The organism is Hymenobacter sp. BRD67, from assembly GCF_013256425.1.
Classification (GTDB): domain Bacteria; phylum Bacteroidota; class Bacteroidia; order Cytophagales; family Hymenobacteraceae; genus Hymenobacter.
In genome coordinates this window covers 73,271-92,722 of the sequence record NZ_CP053904.1, presented here as the reverse complement: position 1 = coordinate 92,722, position 19,452 = coordinate 73,271, and the positions used below count along the sequence as shown (strand labels likewise).

15 protein-coding genes and 3 pseudogenes are annotated in these 19,452 nt (G+C 60.3%); 1 reads left to right on the top strand and 17 read right to left on the bottom strand.

Features of this window, described 5'->3' with window-relative positions:
* Window positions 1-25: 25 nt before the first annotated feature.
* The 10 genes and pseudogenes from GKZ67_RS00415 to GKZ67_RS00370 form a co-directional block, all read right to left on the bottom strand.
* Window positions 26-1,626, bottom strand: a pseudogene (locus GKZ67_RS00415) (aldehyde dehydrogenase family protein).
* Between the two features lie 86 nt (window positions 1,627-1,712).
* A complete protein-coding gene (locus tag GKZ67_RS00410) occupies window positions 1,713-2,138 on the bottom strand; it encodes a hypothetical protein (RefSeq protein WP_173240656.1) in 426 nt (141 codons plus the stop codon).
* Between the two features lie 123 nt (window positions 2,139-2,261).
* Entirely contained in the window at window positions 2,262-2,690 is a 429-nt protein-coding gene (locus tag GKZ67_RS00405; RefSeq protein ID WP_173240654.1) for a hypothetical protein, read from the bottom strand.
* 187 nt (window positions 2,691-2,877) lie between these two features.
* Window positions 2,878-4,200, bottom strand: coding sequence for a S1C family serine protease (locus GKZ67_RS00400; protein ID WP_254244980.1), 1,323 nt, complete (start codon window positions 4,198-4,200; stop codon window positions 2,878-2,880).
* 405 nt (window positions 4,201-4,605) lie between these two features.
* Window positions 4,606-5,052: an Hsp20/alpha crystallin family protein gene (locus GKZ67_RS00395; protein WP_173240652.1), complete on the bottom strand. Its 447-nt coding sequence runs from the start codon at window positions 5,050-5,052 to the stop codon at window positions 4,606-4,608.
* Between the two features lie 217 nt (window positions 5,053-5,269).
* Window positions 5,270-6,118, bottom strand: a complete 849-nt coding sequence (locus GKZ67_RS00390; protein WP_173240650.1) for a hypothetical protein — start codon at window positions 6,116-6,118, stop codon at window positions 5,270-5,272.
* A 35-nt stretch (window positions 6,119-6,153) separates the two neighbouring features.
* Entirely contained in the window at window positions 6,154-7,359 is a 1,206-nt protein-coding gene (locus GKZ67_RS00385) for a M20 metallopeptidase family protein (protein WP_410505036.1), read from the bottom strand.
* Between the two features lie 135 nt (window positions 7,360-7,494).
* Window positions 7,495-8,076 (bottom strand): hypothetical protein, encoded by a 582-nt coding sequence (locus GKZ67_RS00380; protein WP_173240648.1) that lies wholly within the window; start codon window positions 8,074-8,076, stop codon window positions 7,495-7,497.
* A complete protein-coding gene (gene deoC, locus GKZ67_RS00375) occupies window positions 8,057-8,731 on the bottom strand; it encodes a deoxyribose-phosphate aldolase (RefSeq protein WP_173240646.1) in 675 nt (224 codons plus the stop codon). Before deoC ends, GKZ67_RS00380 begins: the two co-directional genes overlap by 20 nt.
* Before the next feature lie 29 nt (window positions 8,732-8,760).
* The gene (locus GKZ67_RS00370) at window positions 8,761-8,952 is read right to left on the bottom strand and encodes a T9SS type A sorting domain-containing protein (RefSeq protein WP_173240644.1); all 192 of its coding nucleotides are present in this window, start codon (window positions 8,950-8,952) and stop codon (window positions 8,761-8,763) included.
* 85 nt (window positions 8,953-9,037) lie between these two features.
* Here GKZ67_RS00370 and GKZ67_RS22825 point away from each other — a divergent pair, with 85 nt between their 5' ends.
* Window positions 9,038-9,523 carry a transposase gene (locus tag GKZ67_RS22825; protein WP_173240642.1) on the top strand — a complete coding sequence of 162 codons (486 nt, stop codon included), beginning with the start codon at window positions 9,038-9,040 and terminating at the stop codon, window positions 9,521-9,523.
* Window positions 9,524-9,736: 213 nt separating this feature from the next.
* Here the strand turns inward: GKZ67_RS22825 and secA are convergent.
* From secA to GKZ67_RS00325, 7 genes and pseudogenes are all read right to left on the bottom strand, one after another.
* Window positions 9,737-13,155: pseudogene (gene secA, locus GKZ67_RS00360) on the bottom strand (preprotein translocase subunit SecA).
* A 180-nt stretch (window positions 13,156-13,335) separates the two neighbouring features.
* Entirely contained in the window at window positions 13,336-14,514 is a 1,179-nt protein-coding gene (glf, locus tag GKZ67_RS00355; protein WP_173240640.1) for a UDP-galactopyranose mutase, read from the bottom strand.
* 122 nt (window positions 14,515-14,636) lie between these two features.
* Window positions 14,637-15,854, bottom strand: a complete 1,218-nt coding sequence (locus tag GKZ67_RS00350; RefSeq protein WP_173240638.1) for a glycosyltransferase family 1 protein — start codon at window positions 15,852-15,854, stop codon at window positions 14,637-14,639.
* 136 nt (window positions 15,855-15,990) lie between these two features.
* Window positions 15,991-16,542: a GNAT family N-acetyltransferase gene (locus tag GKZ67_RS00345; protein ID WP_254244979.1), complete on the bottom strand. Its 552-nt coding sequence runs from the start codon at window positions 16,540-16,542 to the stop codon at window positions 15,991-15,993.
* 41 nt (window positions 16,543-16,583) lie between these two features.
* Window positions 16,584-17,381, bottom strand: coding sequence for a diaminopimelate epimerase (dapF, locus tag GKZ67_RS00340; RefSeq protein WP_173240636.1), 798 nt, complete (start codon window positions 17,379-17,381; stop codon window positions 16,584-16,586).
* Window positions 17,382-17,509: 128 nt separating this feature from the next.
* A pseudogene (locus GKZ67_RS22820) lies at window positions 17,510-19,044 on the bottom strand (peptidoglycan D,D-transpeptidase FtsI family protein).
* Complete coding sequence (locus GKZ67_RS00325; RefSeq protein ID WP_173240631.1) at window positions 18,990-19,379, bottom strand: hypothetical protein; 390 nt, start codon at window positions 19,377-19,379, stop codon at window positions 18,990-18,992. Before GKZ67_RS00325 ends, GKZ67_RS22820 begins: the two are co-directional and overlap by 55 nt.
* Window positions 19,380-19,452 lie beyond the last annotated feature (73 nt).

Genomic DNA, 19,452 nt, shown 5'->3' with positions numbered 1-19,452 from the left:
GAGACTTTTTTATATATTTCTTATATTATATATCAAACTTAATACCCTGCGCCAGCGGCAGCTCGGTGCCGTAGTTGATGGTATTGGTTTGGCGGCGCATGTATACTTTCCAGGCGTCAGAGCCCGATTCGCGCCCGCCACCGGTTTCTTTTTCGCCGCCAAAAGCGCCGCCGATTTCGGCTCCGCTGGTGCCGATGTTCACGTTGGCAATGCCGCAGTCGGAGCCCGGCGCGGCCAGAAAGGCTTCTGCCTCGCGCAGATTCAGCGTAAAGATGGCCGACGACAGGCCCTGCTTCACGCCATTTTGCAAGGCAATGGCTTCCGTCACGTCCCCGCTATATTTGATGAGATAGAGAATGGGGGCAAACGTTTCGGCCTGCACCGTGGCATAGTGGTTTTCAGCTGCTACCAGCGCAGGCAGCACGTAGTGGCCGCCGTGCAGCTCGGCGCTACTTACTACCTGGCCGCCAGCCAGCAGCGTAGCGCCTTCTTTCTGCACGCTTTCAAGGGCCGTGGTAAAGAGCGTCACCGCATCGGCATCGATGAGCGGGCCTACCAGCGTGCCGGCCTGTAGCGGGTGGCCCACCGGCAGCTTGGCGTAGGCAGCCAGCAGGCGCTGCGTTACCTCCTCATAGATACTTTCGTGAATAATGAGGCGGCGCGTGGTAGTGCAGCGCTGCCCGGCCGTGCCCACCGCCCCGAAGACAATGGCTCGCATGGCCATATCCAGGTCGGCCTGCGGGGTAAGAATAATGGCATTGTTACCGCCCAGCTCCAGCAGGGCGCGGCCCAGGCGCTGGCCTACGGCCGCGCCTACCGCCCGGCCCATGCGGGTACTGCCCGTGGCCGATACCAGCGGCACGCGCTCATCGGCAGCCATAGCGGCGCCTACGTCGGCGTGGCCCAGCACCAGGTTGAAGACGCCTTCCGGAATATCGTTTTTTTCTAATACTCCGCGAATGATGTGCTGCACGGCCACGGCGGCCAGCGGCGTTTTCTCCGAAGGCTTCCAGATGCTGACGTTGCCACACACGGCGGCCAGCATGGCATTCCAGCTCCACACCGCCACCGGGAAGTTAAAAGCCGAAATAATACCCACCACCCCAGCGGGTGGTACTGCTCGTACATGCGGTGGGCCGGCCGCTCCGAGTGCATGGTGAGACCGTGCAGCTGCCGGCTCAGGCCCACGGCAAAGTCGCAGATATCAATCATCTCCTGCACCTCGCCCAGGCCTTCCTGCAATATTTTACCCATCTCGTAGCTTACGAGCTTGCCCAGCGCCTCTTTGTGGTGGCGCAGCTCGTTGCTTATCTGGCGCACGATATCGCCGCGCTGAGGGGCCGGCACCAGCCGCCATCTCAGGAAGGCCTGCTGGGCAGTTTGCACCACGGCGTCGTAGTCGGCTACGGTAGCCAGGGTTACGGCCGCGATGCGCTGGCCATCGGCTGGCGACACAATAACTTTTTCCGGGCCAGTGGTAGTACTCCACTGGCGGCCCGTGCTGGTGGCAGGGTTTTGGGGCTTGATGCCGAGCTGCCGCAGCACATCCCGGATGCCATGCGGGTCGGCATGGGGGTGGGCTACGGTTACATCGGGCTGGGTGGCTTCTTCCAGAGCTTGCTTCATGGGGTGGGAATATGGGACTGCGTCTGCCAAAGGTAGCAGCGCCGGCCAAGTGTGGGCCGGCACTGGCCCGGCTCAGCCGCCCGGCCTCAGGACTGCTGTGCCAGCCAGGCCAGCGCCTCGCTCTCCTGATTGAAGTAGCAGTAATGCCCGTCTTGCAGCGAACCTAGGCGCATATTCTCTTTCAGGGCCGGGTTGGTGCGGGCCAGCTCCTGGTTGACCATGGCGAAGTAGGCCAGGGCTACCGGTCGGCCCAGCACCAGGGGCAGCTGCGGGCCAAACTCCTCCCGAAACCACAGGGCGGCGTCGGTATCGATGGCTACGCGGCGGCGCACATCGAGCAGCCAGTGGCAGCAGTTGTCGTGGGCGATGGCAGCGGCCAGCAATGCGTGGTAGTGCGCCTTCAGCTCGTCGAGCGTCACCGGGCGCAGCCAAAGCCCGATGAGCATCCGCTGCTCGGGGCGATATTCCAGCGAGAAGCTATCGGGAGAATAGGTAGTAGCGTGGGGTACCATAGCAGCAGCAAAATGGAACGACAGGCATAAAGATAGCCCCTACGCCTTGAGGTGCGCCCGCAGCTTGCCCTGAAACGGGCGCCCGGGCAAAGCTGCTGCCAGCAGCGCTTCGACAGCTGCCTTTTATGCCTTCTCCTGCTGGCGGTGATACAGCAGCCAGTCACGGGCCGCGCCCTCGTTGTTAAAGAAGTAGGGATAAAACTCTTCCTGAGCCTGCTGACGCAGGCGTACCTGGGTGGCAATGCTTTCGATATCGGCTCGGTTTTGCTCGGTCGCTACGCAGGCCAGAAATACCGGCCGACCCAGTACCTGCACCACCTGCTGCGACAAGAGGTTATCAAACCACTTCTGAAAGGTAGGCGGGTGCCAGGTGCGCTCACGCAGGTCGAGCAGCCAGAACCGGCAGTGGCCAGCTTTGAGGGCTGCTTCAACCAGCAGCTCAAATACTTCCGGAAGGTCGGGGTCGGAATGGTTGCGTCGCCAGCGGCCTACGAGCACTTCCTCTTCGGCCTCATAAGTAATGGCAAGCGACTCAGCAGGGGAAGCAGGCATAGCACAACGGAGCCGAATTCAGGCAATAAGCAACAAGGTACGACCAGTTCAGGCACGGGTCTTATTTTCAGCGTAAAAAGCATTTGTTACATATAATTTTTTCTATATTTAAAAAACATTCAACTAACCAAAAAACCCTTTGCCAAGCATTGGCAAAGGGCTTTTTGGTTTTAAGCTGGCTCACTTTCTACTCGCGGCCGATGGGATAGTACGCCTTGCGGCCATCGGGATACACCCCTTCTACGAGGGCGCCCGAGTTATCCTTGGCCTGGTCGAGGTAGGCCTGCACGTCGGCGGGCTTGCGCACCACGTTCTTATCAATGCGCGTGATGATAAAGCCATCGGCCATGCCGGTTTCCTTAAAATTGCTGCCTTTGATACCCGAAACCTGGGCACCGCCCTCGATACCGAGCATATTTTGCAGCCGCGAGGCTACCGGAGCCACTTTGGCGCCCTCGTAGCTAATAGCAGCATCGGCGGGTAGTTCGTGCACTACGGCCGTCGTATTGGCGGCATTGTAGAGCGTAGCCGTGGCTACCTCCTTGTTGCCGCCGCGCAGATACCCTACCTTAATGCGGTCGCCAGGACGGAAGCGGGCTACCTGCTCCTGCAGCTGCGAGGCCGTGTTTACGGGCACGCTGTTGATATCGGTAATAATATCGCCGATTTTCAGGCCGGCCGCCGCGGCAGCGCTCTTCTCACCCAGGCCCTGCACATACACCCCGTTCAGGGTATTAAGCTTCTTCTCGGAGGCCAGCTTGGCATCGACTTCCTGAATGCGCACGCCGAGCAGCGCCCGCTGTACTACTTTGTATTTGAGCAGGTCATCTACCACCTTGCTCACGATGGAGCTGGGCACGGCAAAGGCATAGCCTTCAAACGAGCCGGTGTGCGACGAGATAGCCGAGTTGATGCCGATGAGGTCGCCGGCCGTGTTCACGAGCGCGCCACCCGAGTTGCCAGGGTTTACCACGGCATCGGTCTGGATGTACGACTCTACGCCCATGTTCTGGTCGCGGCTCAGAATGCCGATGCTGCGGCCCTTAGCCGAGATGATACCAGCGGTTACCGTTGAGTTCAGGTTGAAGGGATTGCCCACGGCCAGCACCCACTGGCCCACTTTCACCTCATCGGAGTTGCCATACTTCACAAAGGGCAGGTTATCAGCCTTCACTTTCAATACGGCCAGGTCGGTGCTGGGGTCGGCCCCTACCAGCTCGGCATCGAACTTGCGCTTGTCGTCCATCACCACCGTAATTTTCGACGCTTTATCAATCACGTGGTTATTGGTGACGATGTAGCCGTTGGCGGCAATGATTACGCCCGAGCCGGAGCCTTCGCCCCCACCCTGGGGCTCACGCTGCCCGCGCAACTGCCCATCAAACTGGTCACCGAAGAACTGACGCAGGAAGGGGTCCATCTGCATCATGCGGCTTTGCTGCTGAGGCTCGGCCTTGTACTCGGTCATTACGTGCACTACGGCCGGCGTTACGGCCGCCGCCGCCGCCACAAAGTTGAGGCCCTCCGGGCCGCGTAGGCGCTGCTGCGCATAGCCGAGGTGTAGCGTACCTGGGGGTCGGAAGCTACGGTAGTTTGAGCCACGTTGCCCGGCTCGGATTCCAGCAGCTTGTATCCCCCACGGCCACGCCGCCGCCCAGAATGGCGGAAGTCAGCAGGCCGAGCATCATGTTTTTAGCTTGCATTGGGGTTAAGATAAAATGGTAAAAAAGAAAGTCAGGTTAAGAATATGCATCCGCCGACACAGCTATACTACCCGCACAGCAGGCGGGAAGTTTTCTAGCCAGACCATGCAACGCCAAAAAGAGGCGTTGTAGTGCCCAAAGGTTGCCAGCGAAGCGTTTATATGCAAGCCCCGGGCCAAAAAAGGCACCTTTTGAGGTGCCTTTTTGCCGGTTTAGCGCACTTCAATATGCTGCTTAGTCACCTTCTCGGTGTCGAAAGGCAGGGTCACGCGCAGCAGCCCATCGGTGAGCTCGGCGCTAATGTCTTTTACATTCACCGTCTCCGGCAGGCGGAAAGCCCGGTGGAATTCCCCAAACCGAGTCTCTACCCGGCGCAGCTGGGGCACGTTTTCGCCCTCGGTAGCCGGGGCCGGACGGTTGCCATTGACCACCAGCTGGCCGTCCTGAAAATCGATACTAACGGCCTCTTTGGCTACGCCCGGCAGCGCCAGGTGCAGCTCAAAGCCCTGGGCGGTTTCGAAGATGTCGGCGGCGGGCACAAAGGAAGCCGAAGGCTGGGGTGCGGCCGGCTGCGCATCGCGCAGTAGTTCGCTCAGCATGGAGTTGAAGGCGCGGGTGGGGCGCAGAACGGGGCGGTTATTATAAACTACAGCAGACATAATATAAAGAAGATGTGGAAGTGAAAAGCCACCAGCCTTTACCGGCGGGGCTACCTCTCCTCCTTAAAATCTGTGCCGAAGTAATCTACAGCCAAAAAGTCAGTTAATTTTAATTGCCACTTTTCGACCCCTATCCTTTCAGCTGCCAAATACACATTCATAGCCCAAAAAGGCACTTTAATCACTTCTCTAACCCAAGACACAAAGTCCGATTTCGTTAATTCTGCGTGGGTAGCTGCTGCCAGTCTGCTGCTGGCTGGTGGGCCAGGTAGGTGTAGCGTAGGTCCAGGCCTAGCACGGGCGTCGTGGTGTTGAGCTTGCCGTTGGATGTGGGCACGCCGTTTTTATCGGTCTGGATGAGGATGCGGCTGTAGTTGGCCTGTACGCCCACCCAGGGCGTAAGGGTAAGTTGGGGACCGGCCTGCACCCCGATTTCGCCGCGCAGGCTGGTAAAGTCTATCGTGCGCTTATCGGGGTCGAGGTCAGCCTTTTGCAGGCGCAGAAATACGGCTGGCTCGAAGCTCACACGCGGGCGCAAGGCAAAGCTACCGGGCCGGCTACCCAGCTGAATGGTTTTTTCCACGTCCAGGCGCAGACGCACCAGCGTGCGGCTAGCCACCAGCGTGGTCGGGAAGGGCGCCGCATTGTAGGCCGCCTCGCCCAGCGCGTACTCCACCCCCAGCCGCTGACCAAACTGCACCCGCCCCAGCGCCGCCCGGTGGCGCAGCAGCAGCCCCGGCACCACGGCGCTACGCCGCACAAACGTGGCCGGCTCGCTGGCATAGCGCAGGGTAGCGCCCCAGCTCCACTGCGGCTGCCAGCGGTGTTCGTAGCCAGCCGTGAGGTTGAGGTAATCGAGGCCCAATGCAGGGTTGCGGCCGGCAAAACCCTCGGTTTCGCGCCGCCCTCCCACGCTGAAATAGGCGTAGTTATCGGCTGATAGCGCCACGGCGGCTTGCAGTTCGGGCGCCAGCGCTACGGGGCGCCGAAGCTTTTCCGTACCCTGGGCGGCTACCTGGCCAGCGCCGGCCAGCAGCAGGGCCAACATCGCAGTTTTTTGCATCATAAGTCAAGGGCGGGCGAGCCGCAGTAAGTCGGTGTTTACTGGGCCAGCTCCTGCAAGGCTACCCAGGCCATTAGCCCCGCGCCGATGCTCAGCGCCTGCTCATCAATATCGAAGATGGGCGTGTGCACCGAAGCGGCAAAGCGTCCATCGGCGGCGCGGGTACCCAGGCGATAAAAGCACGCCGGCGCAGCCTGCGAGAAGTAGGCAAAGTCTTCGGCAGCCAGCCACTGGTCGAGCTCAATCACGTTTTCGGCTCCCAGGTAGTGCTCGGCAGCAGCCCGCACGCGGGCAGTTACGGTGGGGTTATTGTCGAGGCAGGGGTAGCCGCGCCGGATTTCCAGCTCGCACACGGCGCCCATGCTGGCCGCGAGGCCTTCGCACAGCTGCCGCAGGTGCTGATGGGCTTCGTCGCGCCACTGCTCGTCGAGGGTACGAAACGTGCCTTCGATAGATACTTCGTCGGGAATAACGTTGGTAGCGCCGTTGGCGATGACTTTACCAAAGCTCAGCACCGACGGCAGCTTGGGGTTGGCGCGGCGGCTCACAATCTGCTGGGCGGCCACGATGAGGTAAGCCGCTACCAGCACGGGGTCGAGGTTGAGCTCGGGCATGGCGCCGTGGCCGCCTTTCCCCTTGATTTTTAGATAAAGCTCGTCGGTACTGGCCATGTAGCGGCCCGAGCGCACGCCAATCTGCCCCACTGGCAGGCGCGGAAATACGTGCTGGCCGAGAATTTCAGCTGGTGCGGGGTTTTCGAGCACGCCGTCTTTTATCATCAGTGAGGCCCCGCCGGGCAGCAATTCCTCACCGGGCTGAAATATCAGCTTTACAGTGCCTTTGAAGTGAGCCCGCTGCTCGGTGAGCAGGCGGGCGGCCCCGAGCAGGCAGGTCGTGTGCACGTCGTGACCGCAAGCATGCATCACGCCGTGGTTCAGCGACTTATACGGCACTTCACTCAGCTCCTGAATTGGCAGGGCATCCATATCGCCGCGCAGCGCCACTACCGGGCCGCCAGGTTGTCCTTCGATGAGCGCCACTACGCCCGTACCCGCCACCCGGTAGGGCTGCAGCCCCATCGCCAGCAGCTGACTGGTAACGAAGGCCGCCGTCTCAGTTTCCTGGAACGACAGTTCAGGATGAGCGTGCAGGTGGCGGCGCAGGGCCGATAGCTCGGGGGCCAGGGCAGCGGCGCGGGCCCGGATTGTCTGAACCGCAGATTGGTCGGATTGGTCGGATTTCACAGATTTTGTGGGCGGCTCTTAACCGCAGTACTGAAGCTGTTTAAGAAGCATAGACAGGGCTTTACGGATTCTCTACGGAAAAGCAATTGTTTACAAAATCCGTGAAATCCGTTAAAATCCGCGCTAATCAGTGGTCTATGGCACCTTGTTGAGCAGTACCTGCATGGGCTCCAGCTCGGCGCGGGGCACAAACTGCCGCACGCGCTGCAAGCCGCGCTCAGCTTCGAGCCTGGTCAGGTAATCGCCCACATAGAGCCGGTACACGGGCTGCTTAAAGGTAATATAGTCGGTTTCGTCGGGGTAGCGGGCAATAATCTGCCGGCGAATGGTCATCACCTGGTCGCGCTCCAGGCCCAGGTAAGCACGCACGCGGTAGCCGCTGGCATACTTTACATTCTGGTTGGTAAAAGCCTGGTCGCGCAGGCGCTGCTCCAGCTGCGCATTCACCTGATTGGTGGGCGCAGGCGCGGCAGCTTTAGCCGAAGGCGCACCCGGCACAGCGGCCGCCGGTGTCGGAAGCGGGCCCGTAGCCACAGGCAGCGCAAATACCGGCCGGTACTTTGTCAGGTTCTCGACGGGGCCGGCCGGGCCGGGCTTATGCGTTGTATCAACCGGTACTTGGGCACGGGCGGTGGGGGCAGCTGGGGCCGTAACCGCGCAGGCCGCCAGCAGCGGCAAACTCAGCAGCAGCACGGCTTTACGAAGGCGTAGATTCATCTTCCTGCAAAATTGCCAGACTATTAGAAGTACCCAGCCGGTCGGCCCCGGCAGCCAATAGCGCCTCGGCCTGCGCCCGCGTGCGAATGCCACCACTGGCCTTAATGCGCACCCCGGCCGGCAACACGCGGCGCAGCAGCTCCACATCAGCCACGGAGGCGCCCCGGCTGGCAAAGCCGGTGCTGGTTTTCACAAAATGCGCGCCCGCCTCGGCGCAGAGCCGGGCGGCGGTTTCCATCTCCACCTCGGTAAGCAGGGCCGTTTCGATAATGACCTTGAGCACCGAGTTGTGCACGTCGGCCAGGTCGGCCAGGTCTTCGATTTCGGCTTTCACCGCGTCGAGCTGGCCCGACTTCAGGAGCGAGACATTCAGCACCACATCCAGCTCAGTTGCACCTTCGGCCATCGCGATTTCGGCTTCCCGAAACTTCACCCGGCTACTGCTGTAGCCCAGCGGAAACCCGATTACTGTGCACACGGCCACGCCCGAGCCGCTCAGCTCGCGGGCCGCCAGTGCCACGTGGCAGGGCGGCACGCAGGCGCTGGCAAAGCCATACTGGCGCGCCTCCTGGCACAGCTGGCTTATCTGGGCTTCGGTGCAGTCGGGCCGCAGCAAGGTATGGTCGAAGGTAGCGGCGAGGTTGGGCGTGGGCATGGCACAAAGGTACGGCGGGCTAACGGGCCTTACTCCACCAGCAGCTTTTGCGTAGCTAGCTCCTCGCCTACCTGCACCTGCACGGTATACACACCGGGTGTCAAACCGCTCAGCTGCAAAGCGTAATCATGCCCGGCGGGGGCCTGAGTGGTGCGTACTACCCGGCCCAGACCGTCGAGGATAATAAGTGTAGCTGCCCCCACCCCGACCGGTACGCGCACAGTAGCTATATAGCTGGCGGGGTTAGGATAGAGTTCAAGGCCCGTCAGCGAAGCAGTGTTGCCGACAGCCAGCGGACCAGCATCCGTGTTTGCGACTAAGGTGGCCAGGAAGGCTCTGGGGCCGCCGTCGGCCGAGCGGGTGGACGCGGCCGTACCCTTCAACGGCCCCAACGTGACAGTGGTAGCGGCCCTCTCGGCCCAGGGCATAGAGGCGGTCATGGAACTGGACGGCGCCGTGAACACGGCCAGCTTTGCCGTGTACCTGGAGCAGGTGCTCGGGCCGGGCTTGCAGCCGGGCGACGTAGTCGTACCGGATAATCTGCCCGTGCATAAGGCGCAGGGGCTGGCCGAGTTGGTCGAAGCGCGCGGCGCGTGGCTGCTGTACCTACCTCCCTACTCGCCGGATTTCACGCCTATCGAATTGGCCTTCAGCAAGCTCAAAACCCACTTACGCACCGCCGCCGCCCGCACCCGCCAGGCCCTGACAAGCGCCTTGCAAGCGGCGCTGACCTGGATTACGGCCGAGGATGCGCAAAACTGGTTTGACCATTGTGGCTATCACGTACCCTGATTACGAATCTGCTCTAATAAGCGCGATATAGAGGTTAGCATTGCGTTAGATGAGTGAGGAAAAGTTAGCCAGGGATGTGAGCGTCTGGGACATGCTTAGCGTTGCACAACAGGCCCTTAAAAGTAGGCCTATTTATTTTGTTCTATTCTATACAAATACAAAAGGCCCGCTTGCGCGGGCCTTTTGTATTTGTATAAGAAAATCGATAAATGCCTAGTCTACCAGCACGCAGCGCTGGGCCAGCACGTCCTGCTCTACGGTTTTATACTTCACGTCGCGCACTATGCGGCCGTCCATGTACTGCACGCTTACCTTATCGTTGCGGTTGGCAATTTTCTGGCTACGAGCGGGCTCCTGCCTGATGGGCGGGGCCAGGCCCAGCTCGGCAGCCTGGTCGAGGTCTTCCTGCCCGGCCCCGAGCGATACGTCCGACACCGCTTTCTCAGCCTTAAGCTTGGGCATGGGGCCGGAGCAGGCAGGTCGTCTTCGTAGTAGAACTCCGGCTCGGCGAAGCCCGCTTCGGCGGCCACAGGTACATCGGCCTTAAAGAGGAAGCCAGCGGTGCCGTGGTTCACCTTAGCCAGCATGCGCTTGAACAGCTCGAAAGCCTCGAACTTGTACACCAACAGCGGGTCTTTCTGCTCGTACACAGCATTTTGCACTACTTGCTTGAGGTCGTCCATCTGGCGCAGGTGCTGGGTCCAGGCTTCGTCGATAGTCGAGAGCACGGCCCCTTTTTCCATCTGCCGGATGATGTCGAGGCCGTTGCTGGCCTGCGCCTTACGCAGGTTAGCAATTACCTGGGTGTGCTTGTGGCCATCGGTAAATGGGATGGCAATGTTCTCGTAGGGCGTGTTCTGGCTCAGCAGGTCGTTTATCATCGGCAGCGAATTCTGGCCGATGTGCTCGTTCTTGCTTTCGTAGTAGCCGGTGGCCTCGTCGTATAGCTTCTGGGTTAGGCGCTCAGCGGGCAGGGCGCTGAATTCCTGGGCCGTGATGTGCGTATCGTAGCCGAAGTCCTTGATGATGGACAGCTTGAAATCCTCAAAATCGTTGGTCATTTTGTGACCAGCCGCGATGTCTTCGCTGACATCATATATCATATTTAATATATCCAGCTCCAACCGCTCGCCAAACAAGGCGTTGCGGCGGCGGCGGTATACTACCTCGCGCTGGGCGTTCATCACGTCGTCGTACTCGAGCAGGCGCTTGCGGGTGCCGAAGTTATTTTCCTCCACCTTCTTCTGCGCTCGCTCAATCGAGGAGGTAATCATCGAGTGCTGAATCACTTCGCCTTCTTCCATGCCCATGCGGTCCATGAGCTTGGCAATGCGCTCCGAGCCGAAGAGACGCATCAGGTTGTCTTCGAGCGAGACGAAGAACTGCGACGAGCCCGGGTCGCCCTGGCGGCCGGCCCGGCCGCGCAGCTGGCGGTCGACGCGGCGGCTTTCGTGGCGCTCGGTGCCGATGATAGCCAGGCCACCCGACTCCTTGGAAGTTTCGCGCAGCTTAATGTCAGTACCCCGACCGGCCATGTTGGTGGCGATGGTTACGGTGCCGGGGTAGCCGGCAGCGGCCACAATCTCGGCCTCGCGCTGGTTCTGCTTGGCATTCAGCACTTGGTGCTTGATGCCCCGCAGCTTCAGCATCCGGCTTACCAGTTCCGAGATTTCAACGGAGGTGGTACCCACCAGCACTGGCCGGCCGGCTGTTACAAGGGCCTGAATTTCCTCGGTTACGGCATTATACTTCTCGCGTACCGTGCGGTACACCTTGTCGTGGTCGTCTTTGCGCGAGATGGGCCGGTTGGTCGGAATCACCACTACGTCGAGCTTGTAGATTTCCCACAGCTCGCCCGCCTCGGTTTCGGCCGTGCCGGTCATGCCGGCCAGCTTGTGGTACATGCGGAAGAAGTTCTGCAAGGTCACCGTGGCATAGGTCTGGGTAGCATCTTCGATGCGCACGCCTTCCTTGGCCTCAATAGCCTGGTGCAGGCCGTCGGAGTAGCGGCGGCCTTCCATCACGCGGCCGGTTTGCTCGTCCACAATCATCACTTTGCCTTCCTGGCTCAGGATGTACTGGTCGTCGCGCTCAAACAGGGTGTAGGCTTTCAGCAGCTGGTTTACGGTGTGCACCCGCTCGCTCTTCTCCTGGTAGTCGCTCATGAGCTGCTCCTTTTGCTGGAGCTTTTCCTCCGCCGTAAGCGCTTCCGCCTTCTCGATGTTGGCAATTTCAACCCCGATATCGGGCATGATAAACAGGTGCGGGTCCTCGCCCTGTGCCGTAATCAGGTCAATGCCTTTTTCGGTCAGCTCAATCTGGTTGTTTTTCTCGTCGATGGTGAAGAACAACGGCTTGTCGGCCTCCGGCATCTGGCGCGAGTTGTCCTGCAGGTAGAAGTTCTCGGCCTGCTGCAAAATGACACGAATGCCGGGCTCCGACAGAAACTTGATGAGCGGCTTGCTCTTGGGCAGGCCCCGGTAGGCCCGGAACAGCATGAGCCCGCCGTCGCCAGTTTTGCCGCCTTCCTCGGCGCCGGTTTTACCTTCGGCAATGAGTTTGCGGGCTTGCACCAGGTAGTTCTGCACCAGCTTCTTCTGCTCATCTACCAGGCGCTGGATGCGCGGCTTAAGCTGCAAAAACTCGTGCACGTCGCCCTTGGGCACGGGGCCCGAGATGATGAGCGGCGTCCGGGCATCGTCAATCAGTACCGAGTCCACTTCGTCGACCATCGCGTAGTGGTGCTTGCGCTGCACCAGCTCCGAAGGGTCGCGGGCCATGTTGTCGCGCAGGTAGTCGAAGCCAAACTCGTTGTTGGTGCCGTAAGTAATGTCGGCCAGATAGGCGTTGCGGCGCGCATCAGTATTGGGCTGGTGCTTGTCGATGCAGTCCACGGTGAGGCCGTGAAACTCAAACAGCGGCGCATTCCACTCCGAGTCGCGCTTGGCCAGGTAGTCGTTCACCGTTACGAGGTGCACGCCCCGGCCACCGAGCGCATTCAGGAACGCGGGCAGGGTCGAAACGAGCGTTTTACCCTCACCAGTGGCCATTTCGGCAATTTTACCCTGGTGCAGCACCACCCCGCCAATCAGCTGCACGTCGTAGTGCACCATGTCCCAGGTGATTTCGGCCCCGGCCGCCAGCCACTTATTGCTCCAGATAGCCTGGTCGCCCACAATAGTCACGTTCTGCTTGGTGCGGGCAATCTCGCGGTCCATGTCGGTAGCCGTTACCGTCAGCTGGCCATTTTGGGCGTAGCGGCGGGCGGTTTCCTTTACAATAGCGAAGGCCTGGGGCAGTACGTCGGTCAGAGCAGTTTCGAGCTCTTTGTTGCGCTGCTTTTCGAGCGCGTCAATCTGGTCGAAAATCTGCTCTTTCTTCGTTACGTCGAGCTGCGGCTGCGCGTCAATCTGGCCCTGCAGGCCGGTAAGCTGGCTATCGATACCCGCCAGCCTGGCATCTACCTGCTGGCGGACTTCCTGCGTGCGCTGGCGCAGCTGGTCGTCGGTCAGGTCGGCCAGTTTGGCATATTCCGCATTAATGAGGGCCACGTAAGGCACCACGTCCTTGAGGTCCTTTTCTGCTTTGGAGCCAAACAGCTTGGCGACGGTTTTGCCGAGGAAATCTAACATTGGGTAAACAAATTGACTAAAAAGACAGCGCGTATCGGGCAAATTTAAGGCCTACCCGCCAAACCGACCGGCTAGCCCTAAACTATAAAACCCTGCCCTCTCAAAAAGAGTGCAGGGTTTTACGAAGAGGAAATATTGGCAGGTAATAGCGCAGACTCTATAATCCGCGTCCGCGCTAGCTTACTCCTTGGCTGGCTCGCGGTTCACGAGCTTTTCCACCAGCGAAGTGGAGCCGGCGATGGCCGGGCGCACCGGCTTAGCGGCCTCTTCCTTATCGGTTAGCTTCTTATACAGCGTGAGCGCCTGGGCCACCACCTGGTCCATATTGTAATATTTATAGGTAGCCAGACGGCCTACAAAATGAACGCCCGGCGTTTCGTCGGCGAGCTTTTTGTACTTGGCGTACAGCTCGGCGTTTTCGGGCATGGGCACCGGGTAGTAGGGGTCGCCCTCGGCCTGCGGGTACTCGTACACGATGGCTGTTTTGGGGTGCGTCTGCCCGGTGAGAGCCTTAAACTCGGTGATGCGGGTGTAGGCGTGCTCGTTGGGAAAGTTTACCACCGGGGCAGCCAGGTGTTGCTCTTTGTTGAGGGTGTCGTGCTTGAATTCGAGCGAGCGGTAGGGCAGCTTGCCAAACTTGAAGTCGAAATACTCATCGACCGGGCCGCTAAAAATCATCTCCTTAAACGGGATGAACTTAATCACCTCGTGATAGTCGGTATTGAGCATGATTTTGATGTTCGGGTGGTCGAGCATCTTCTCAAACATGCGGGTGTAGCCGTGCAGCGGCATGGCCTGGTAGGTATCCGTGAAATACCGGTCGTCGCGGTTGGTACGGGTGGGCACACGGCTCGTCACCGACTTATCCAGCTGCGAAGGGTCGAGGCCCCACTGCTTATTGGTGTAGTTCTTGAAGAATTTATTATATAGCTCGCGCCCTACCTTACTCACTACCACATCCTCCGATGTTTTGATAACGGGTACTTCCTCCGCCACCGACTCAAAAAACTGCTCTACCTCGAAGCTGGTTAGCTTCAGGCCATAGAGCTTGTTAATAGTGTCAAGGTTAATCGGCATCGGCACCAGCTGGCCGTCAACCGAGGCCAGCACGCGGTGCTCGTAGGGACGCCAGTCGGTGAAGTTGCCCAGGTAGTCAAATACATCTTTCGAGTTGGTATGAAAGATGTGCGGACCGTATTTGTGAATCAGAATACCGTCCTCGTTATAATGGTCATAGGCATTACCCCCAATGTGGCTACGCTTATCAATGATGAGCACTTTTTTATTGCTGCGGGTGGCTAGCCGCTCGGCCAGCACGCTGCCAGCGAAGCCGGCTCCAACGATGAGATAGTCGAACATGGGAAAATTATTATGAGGATGAGGTTTATGACTGTTTTACGTTGATTTGATTTTCGGCGGCCACTTCTGGCCCCAGGCAGCAGCAACAGCCTGCTGAAAGAGCAGTGCCAGCAGACTGATAATCAGGATTTTTTAGCAAGCAGGCGCTCTTGCATCAGGTTCACCATATTTTGCCAGGTGAGGTCCCAGGAAATAGTAGCCAGGTAGTCGTCGGTGCGGGTACGCCAATCGGCATCTTTACCCTGCTCCAGCGCGTAGGCGATGGCTTTCCCGAAGTCCTTCGGGTCGTCGGCAATCTGCACCAGCTTGAGGTCGCCGTAGGGCCGCACCACGTCGCGGATGCTGGTACTTACCACCGGCCGGCCGGCCGCCAGGTATTCGGGCGTTTTGGTGGGCGAGATAAACTCCGTGCTTTCGTTGCGGGCAAAGAGCAGCGTGGCTACATCCCAACCGCGCAGATAAGCGGGCAGCTCCTGATAGTTTTTGCCCCCCAGATAGTGAATATTCTCATTATGCGGCAGCGTAGCGGGGTCAATCTTCACTACTGGTCCGATGATAACGAACTGCCACTGGGGATGGTTCGTGGCGAGCTGGCCCAGTAGCTCTATATCGAGGCGCTCATCGACCACGCCAAAGAAGCCAATGCGCGGGTGCGCGATACCAGCCTGGTCGGCCGGCTCAGCCAACTCAGCGTTGCGGGCCTGGCCAAAGTGCTCTTTGTCGATGCTGCTCGGAAAGGCGTGGGCGTCGGGGTGCTGCTCGCGCTTGGCTTCGTACAGGCGCTGGCCGCCGGTAAAGACGAGGTCGGCCTGCTGAAACAGCTCCTGCTCGCGCTGGCGCAGCGCGGGCGGGGCAAACTTAAACTGGGCCAGCTCATCCATGCAGTCGTACACGGTGAGCACCGGGTGAAACTCCCGCGCCCGGCTCATGGCCATGGGCGTATAAATCCAGAAAGCGTAGGTATCGATGCGGTTATCGGCGAAAAATTTCTTCAGCACTCCAACCTGTGCCTGGTCACTGGCAGCTTCGTCGCCGCGCAGGTGATTGGGTAGATGTACAACCAATACTTTCACGCCGTTCTGGCGCGCCTTCACTTCCATGTGCGGCTCGATGAGGTCGTCGGCATGAAAGAAGGCATCTTCCACGTAAAAAACCCGGCCGTGCTGGGCAAAGCGCGAGAGCAGGTGCTGAGGGCGCTGCCACACAAAATCCCAATGCAGGTGCGCGAAGCAAACCAGGTCGGGTAGCAGATACGTAAAGGGGATAGCGTCGGCTTGGCCCGCAGCCGGAGCGGTGGCGGCGGCACGCACAGGTGCCTCCGCCGGAGTAGAAAGCGGCATGAAATAAGACAGGAAAGAGCTTCTAAGAGCCTCCGCAACCGGGGAAAATCGTCCGGTGGGTAGCGCCTTGCCTGTTTTACGGGAAGCTGTACTAAAAGGATATGGTGGAGCTTAAAATGGTAGTTTTTCCGCCATCTTACCCCTGCGCACTCAGTATAAGCTGCAATTCGACGGCATTTTCCCAGCCACCAGGGGTATTTTTACGCAGCCAGTCGCGCCGCACCCCTAGCTGCCGAAAGCCTGCTTTCTCAAACAGCCTGATGCTCGGCTGGTTACTTTCCGCCACGGTGCAGTATACCTGATGCAGCTGCAAGGCCTGGCGAGCATAGGGTAATAACTGCAGCAGCGCAGCCTGCGCATAGCCGCGCCGCCGGACGCTTTTCAGGACGGTGATACCCACGCCGGCCCGCTGGTGCAGTGCGGAGTACTCATATAAATCGAGCGTACCGACCGCCTGGCCAGCTTCAGCATTGATAATCAGCCGCATTTGGCCGGCTTCGGCCAGGCTGGCGGTGGCGTGGCGCAGGTATTCGCGTAGGGCATGGCGCGAAACCGGAGCCGGCAGCACATCCGACACGGCCCAAAGCTCCGGGTCGTTTTCGAGCTGGAATAAAAAATCCAGGTCGTCGGGCTCCAGCGCGCGGAGCGTAACCTGAGGCAGCATGCCGGGTGCTGACTGCTTATCCATAAGGCGTTGCGCTGGCCAAACCTGCCTAAATATATAAAATACTATATACTACCCTCAAAAACCCGCACGGCCGGGCCGCTCAGCCACACCTCGGTAAAGCGGCCATCGGGGTGCTTCTCGAACGATACTTCGAGCAGGCCGCCGGCAGCTTGCAGCTGCACGGGCGAAACCGCGCCGCGCATAGAGGCGGCCAGTGCCACGGCCGTAACGCCCGTGCCGCAGCTCAGGGTTTCGGCCTCCACCCCGCGCTCGTAGGTGCGCACGGGCCAGGGATGGGTGGGGTCGGCGGGCACTTCCACAAAATTGACGTTGATACCACCTGGGTCGTAGGCCTGGTCGTAGCGGATATCGTGGCCGTGGCCATACACGTCGAAATCGGTCAGCGTATGTCCTTCTTCGGGGTCGAGAAAATGAATATGGTGCGGCGAGCCCGTGTGCAGAAACACGTCGTGCTCCCCTACCCCGGCCGGCTGCGCGGGCGCCACGTCAATCATCTTCAGGCGCACGGTGCCATCGGCTTCCACGCGCGCCTCGTGGGGACCATCCACGGCCAGAAAATGGGCATCGTTTTTAATGACGCCCAAATAGTTGGCGAAGGCCACCAGGCAGCGGCCACCGTTGCCGCACATGGTGCTGGGGTGGCCGTCGGCATTAAAGTACACCATCTCGAAGTCGTAGCCGGGGCGGTTGCGCAGCAGCATCAGGCCATCGGCCCCGATACCGAAACGACGGTTGCAGAGAAACGCCACGCGGGCGTGGTCGGTGGTGTTGAACTGCTCGGCCCGGTCGTCGATGATAACAAAGTCGTTGCCGGTGCCCTGGTATTTGTAAAAGGTCATTTGTTAGTACGTAATACTTGGCGCGGGATGCGCTTGCAGCATCTAAAGCCGGGCCGCTGGCAAAAGGAAAGATTTGCGCTGCAAAGGTCGTGCTGTCGGCACCACACTTCTTCCCTCAACTCCCGATGCTAATGCCCCTGGCTGGCCAAATCGCCGCAGCGCAGCCAATATTCCCACTTTTTGCGCCGGGGCGCGATTTTGCCCTTCAGGTATTTTTCCATGATGAGGGCCGCGCAGGGAGCCGCCGACAAGCCGCCAAAACCAGCATTCTCAATATATACTGCCACCACAATACGAGGCTGATTGGCCGGGGCAAACCCGGCGAAGGTGGCGTGGTCGTCGCCCTCGTCGTTTTGCACGGTGCCGGTTTTGCCGGCCACCACGATGCCCACGTCGGCCAGGCTGGCCAGCTCGGCGGTGCCGCCGCGCTGCATGGCGGCTACCATGCCCGGCACGAGGGCCGCAAAGCTGGCGCTATCGACCAGCGTGCGGTGGCGCTCGGTGAAGCGCGGCAGGGGCTGACCCGTATTGCCAATGGCCCGCACGAAGTGAGGCGTGATATACCAGCCGCGATTCGCAATGATAGCCAATACGTTGGCCGTTTGCAGACCAGTCAGGTTGATTTCGCCCTGCCCGATACTGAGCGAGTAGATGGACTTGAACGTCCAGTTGCGGGTGCGGCGGGCCTTATCGTAATAAGCCGGCGTGGGCAGGAAGCCGGGCTGCTCATGGGCGATATCGACACCCAGCAGCGTGTCGAGGCCAAACGACCTAACCTGCCGCCGCCAGGTGGCCAGGTGCGCATGGCGCTGGGCTACAGTATCGGCAGGCGTGGCGGCCGAGTCGGGCCGCGGCTCAACTACCGCCCGCAGCACCTGGTAGAAGTACGGGTTGCAGCTGTATTTGAGGGCCATCGTGAGGTTGCGGGCGCGCGGGTGCGGATGCACGCAGTTGATGAGCGACTGGTCGCAGGGAAACGAGGTGTCAGTTTCAACGGCCCCAACTGAAGCGCCACGGCCGCATTGACGAGCTTAAAAACTGAGCCGGGCGGGTTGGCGGCCCCGACGGGACGGTTGAGCAGGGGCTGGTCGGCGTTGCGCAGCAGGGCCACGCGCTCGGAGTTGCGGCCAGGCGCGGTGAGCGCGGCGGGGTCATAGGTGGGGGCCGACACGCAGCACAGAATTTCGCCGGTGCGGGGGTCGAGAGCCACGAGGTAGCCGCGGCGCTCGCCCAGCAGGCGCTCGGCATAGGCTTGCAGCCCGGCATCGAGGCTGAGGTGCAGGCTTTGGCCGGGGCGATAAATAGTATCGGCGGCCCAGCGGCCGTGTACGCGGCCGTGGCCGTCGGTAAGCGGATGGTATGCCCCGCGGTGGCCGGCCAGCAGGCTATTATAATAGCCCTCAATGCCACTGTTGCGCAGACGGTAGTAGCGACCGCGCTCCAGCTTTTTGGCCAGGTATAAAAACTGCTGGGCGGCGGCCGGTTGATAGCCCAGCACTGGCGCCGCTACTTGCGTGAGGTAGCGGCGCTCGGGGCGGTGGCGCACTACCAGCCCCGGATACTCGCGGCGGTGCCGCCGCAGGCTGTCGGCTTCGGGGCGGGTGAGGGTCAGCTCGACCGGCCAGCGCTGGGGCCGGGGCGGGGCAGGAGCAGGCGGCGGCACAACCCCGGTCGAGTCGGGTACCGGGGCCGGCGGCAAGGGGCCGGCGGGGGGCGGGCAGCGGCCACCCTGGCCTGCAAGGCCCCGGCCGGCCAGCCCATTAAGGTATTGAAAGCTACCGAATCAAGGGGCGGCCCGTGCGGCAGGCTCAGCGTGTACTGCACCTCGTTGGTTACCAGCAGCGTACCGTGGCGGTCGTAGAGCCGGCCGCGCACCGGCTCATATACTTCGCGGCAGTTCAGGTAGCTTTCGGCCGGGCTGGTAGGCAAAGCAGGCGAGGAGCACGCCGCCAGCCCGGCCAGGAACAGGGCCAGCAAGCGCATAATTTTTTGGTGCAAAAAGCCGGGCATCAGGTAAAGCTAGCGCCCTGCTGCCCAGTGCAGCTTAGTTATTCGCCCAAGCAGGGAGCTG

Excerpts from the sequence above, each read along its gene's own strand:
- GKZ67_RS00410 (WP_173240656.1), bottom strand. The coding sequence starts at position 2,138 with ATGGTACCCCACGCTACTACCTATTCTCCCGATAGCTTCTCGCTGGAA.
- GKZ67_RS00405 (WP_173240654.1), bottom strand. The coding sequence starts at position 2,690 with ATGCCTGCTTCCCCTGCTGAGTCGCTTGCCATTACTTATGAGGCCGAA.
- GKZ67_RS00395 (WP_173240652.1), bottom strand. The coding sequence starts at position 5,052 with ATGTCTGCTGTAGTTTATAATAACCGCCCCGTTCTGCGCCCCACCCGC.
- GKZ67_RS00390 (WP_173240650.1), bottom strand. The coding sequence starts at position 6,118 with ATGATGCAAAAAACTGCGATGTTGGCCCTGCTGCTGGCCGGCGCTGGC.
- GKZ67_RS00380 (WP_173240648.1), bottom strand. The coding sequence starts at position 8,076 with ATGAATCTACGCCTTCGTAAAGCCGTGCTGCTGCTGAGTTTGCCGCTG.
- deoC (WP_173240646.1), bottom strand. The coding sequence starts at position 8,731 with ATGCCCACGCCCAACCTCGCCGCTACCTTCGACCATACCTTGCTGCGG.
- glf (WP_173240640.1), bottom strand. The coding sequence starts at position 14,514 with ATGTTCGACTATCTCATCGTTGGAGCCGGCTTCGCTGGCAGCGTGCTG.
- GKZ67_RS00350 (WP_173240638.1), bottom strand. The coding sequence starts at position 15,854 with ATGCCGCTTTCTACTCCGGCGGAGGCACCTGTGCGTGCCGCCGCCACC.
- GKZ67_RS00345 (WP_254244979.1), bottom strand. The coding sequence starts at position 16,542 with ATGGATAAGCAGTCAGCACCCGGCATGCTGCCTCAGGTTACGCTCCGC.
- dapF (WP_173240636.1), bottom strand. The coding sequence starts at position 17,381 with ATGACCTTTTACAAATACCAGGGCACCGGCAACGACTTTGTTATCATC.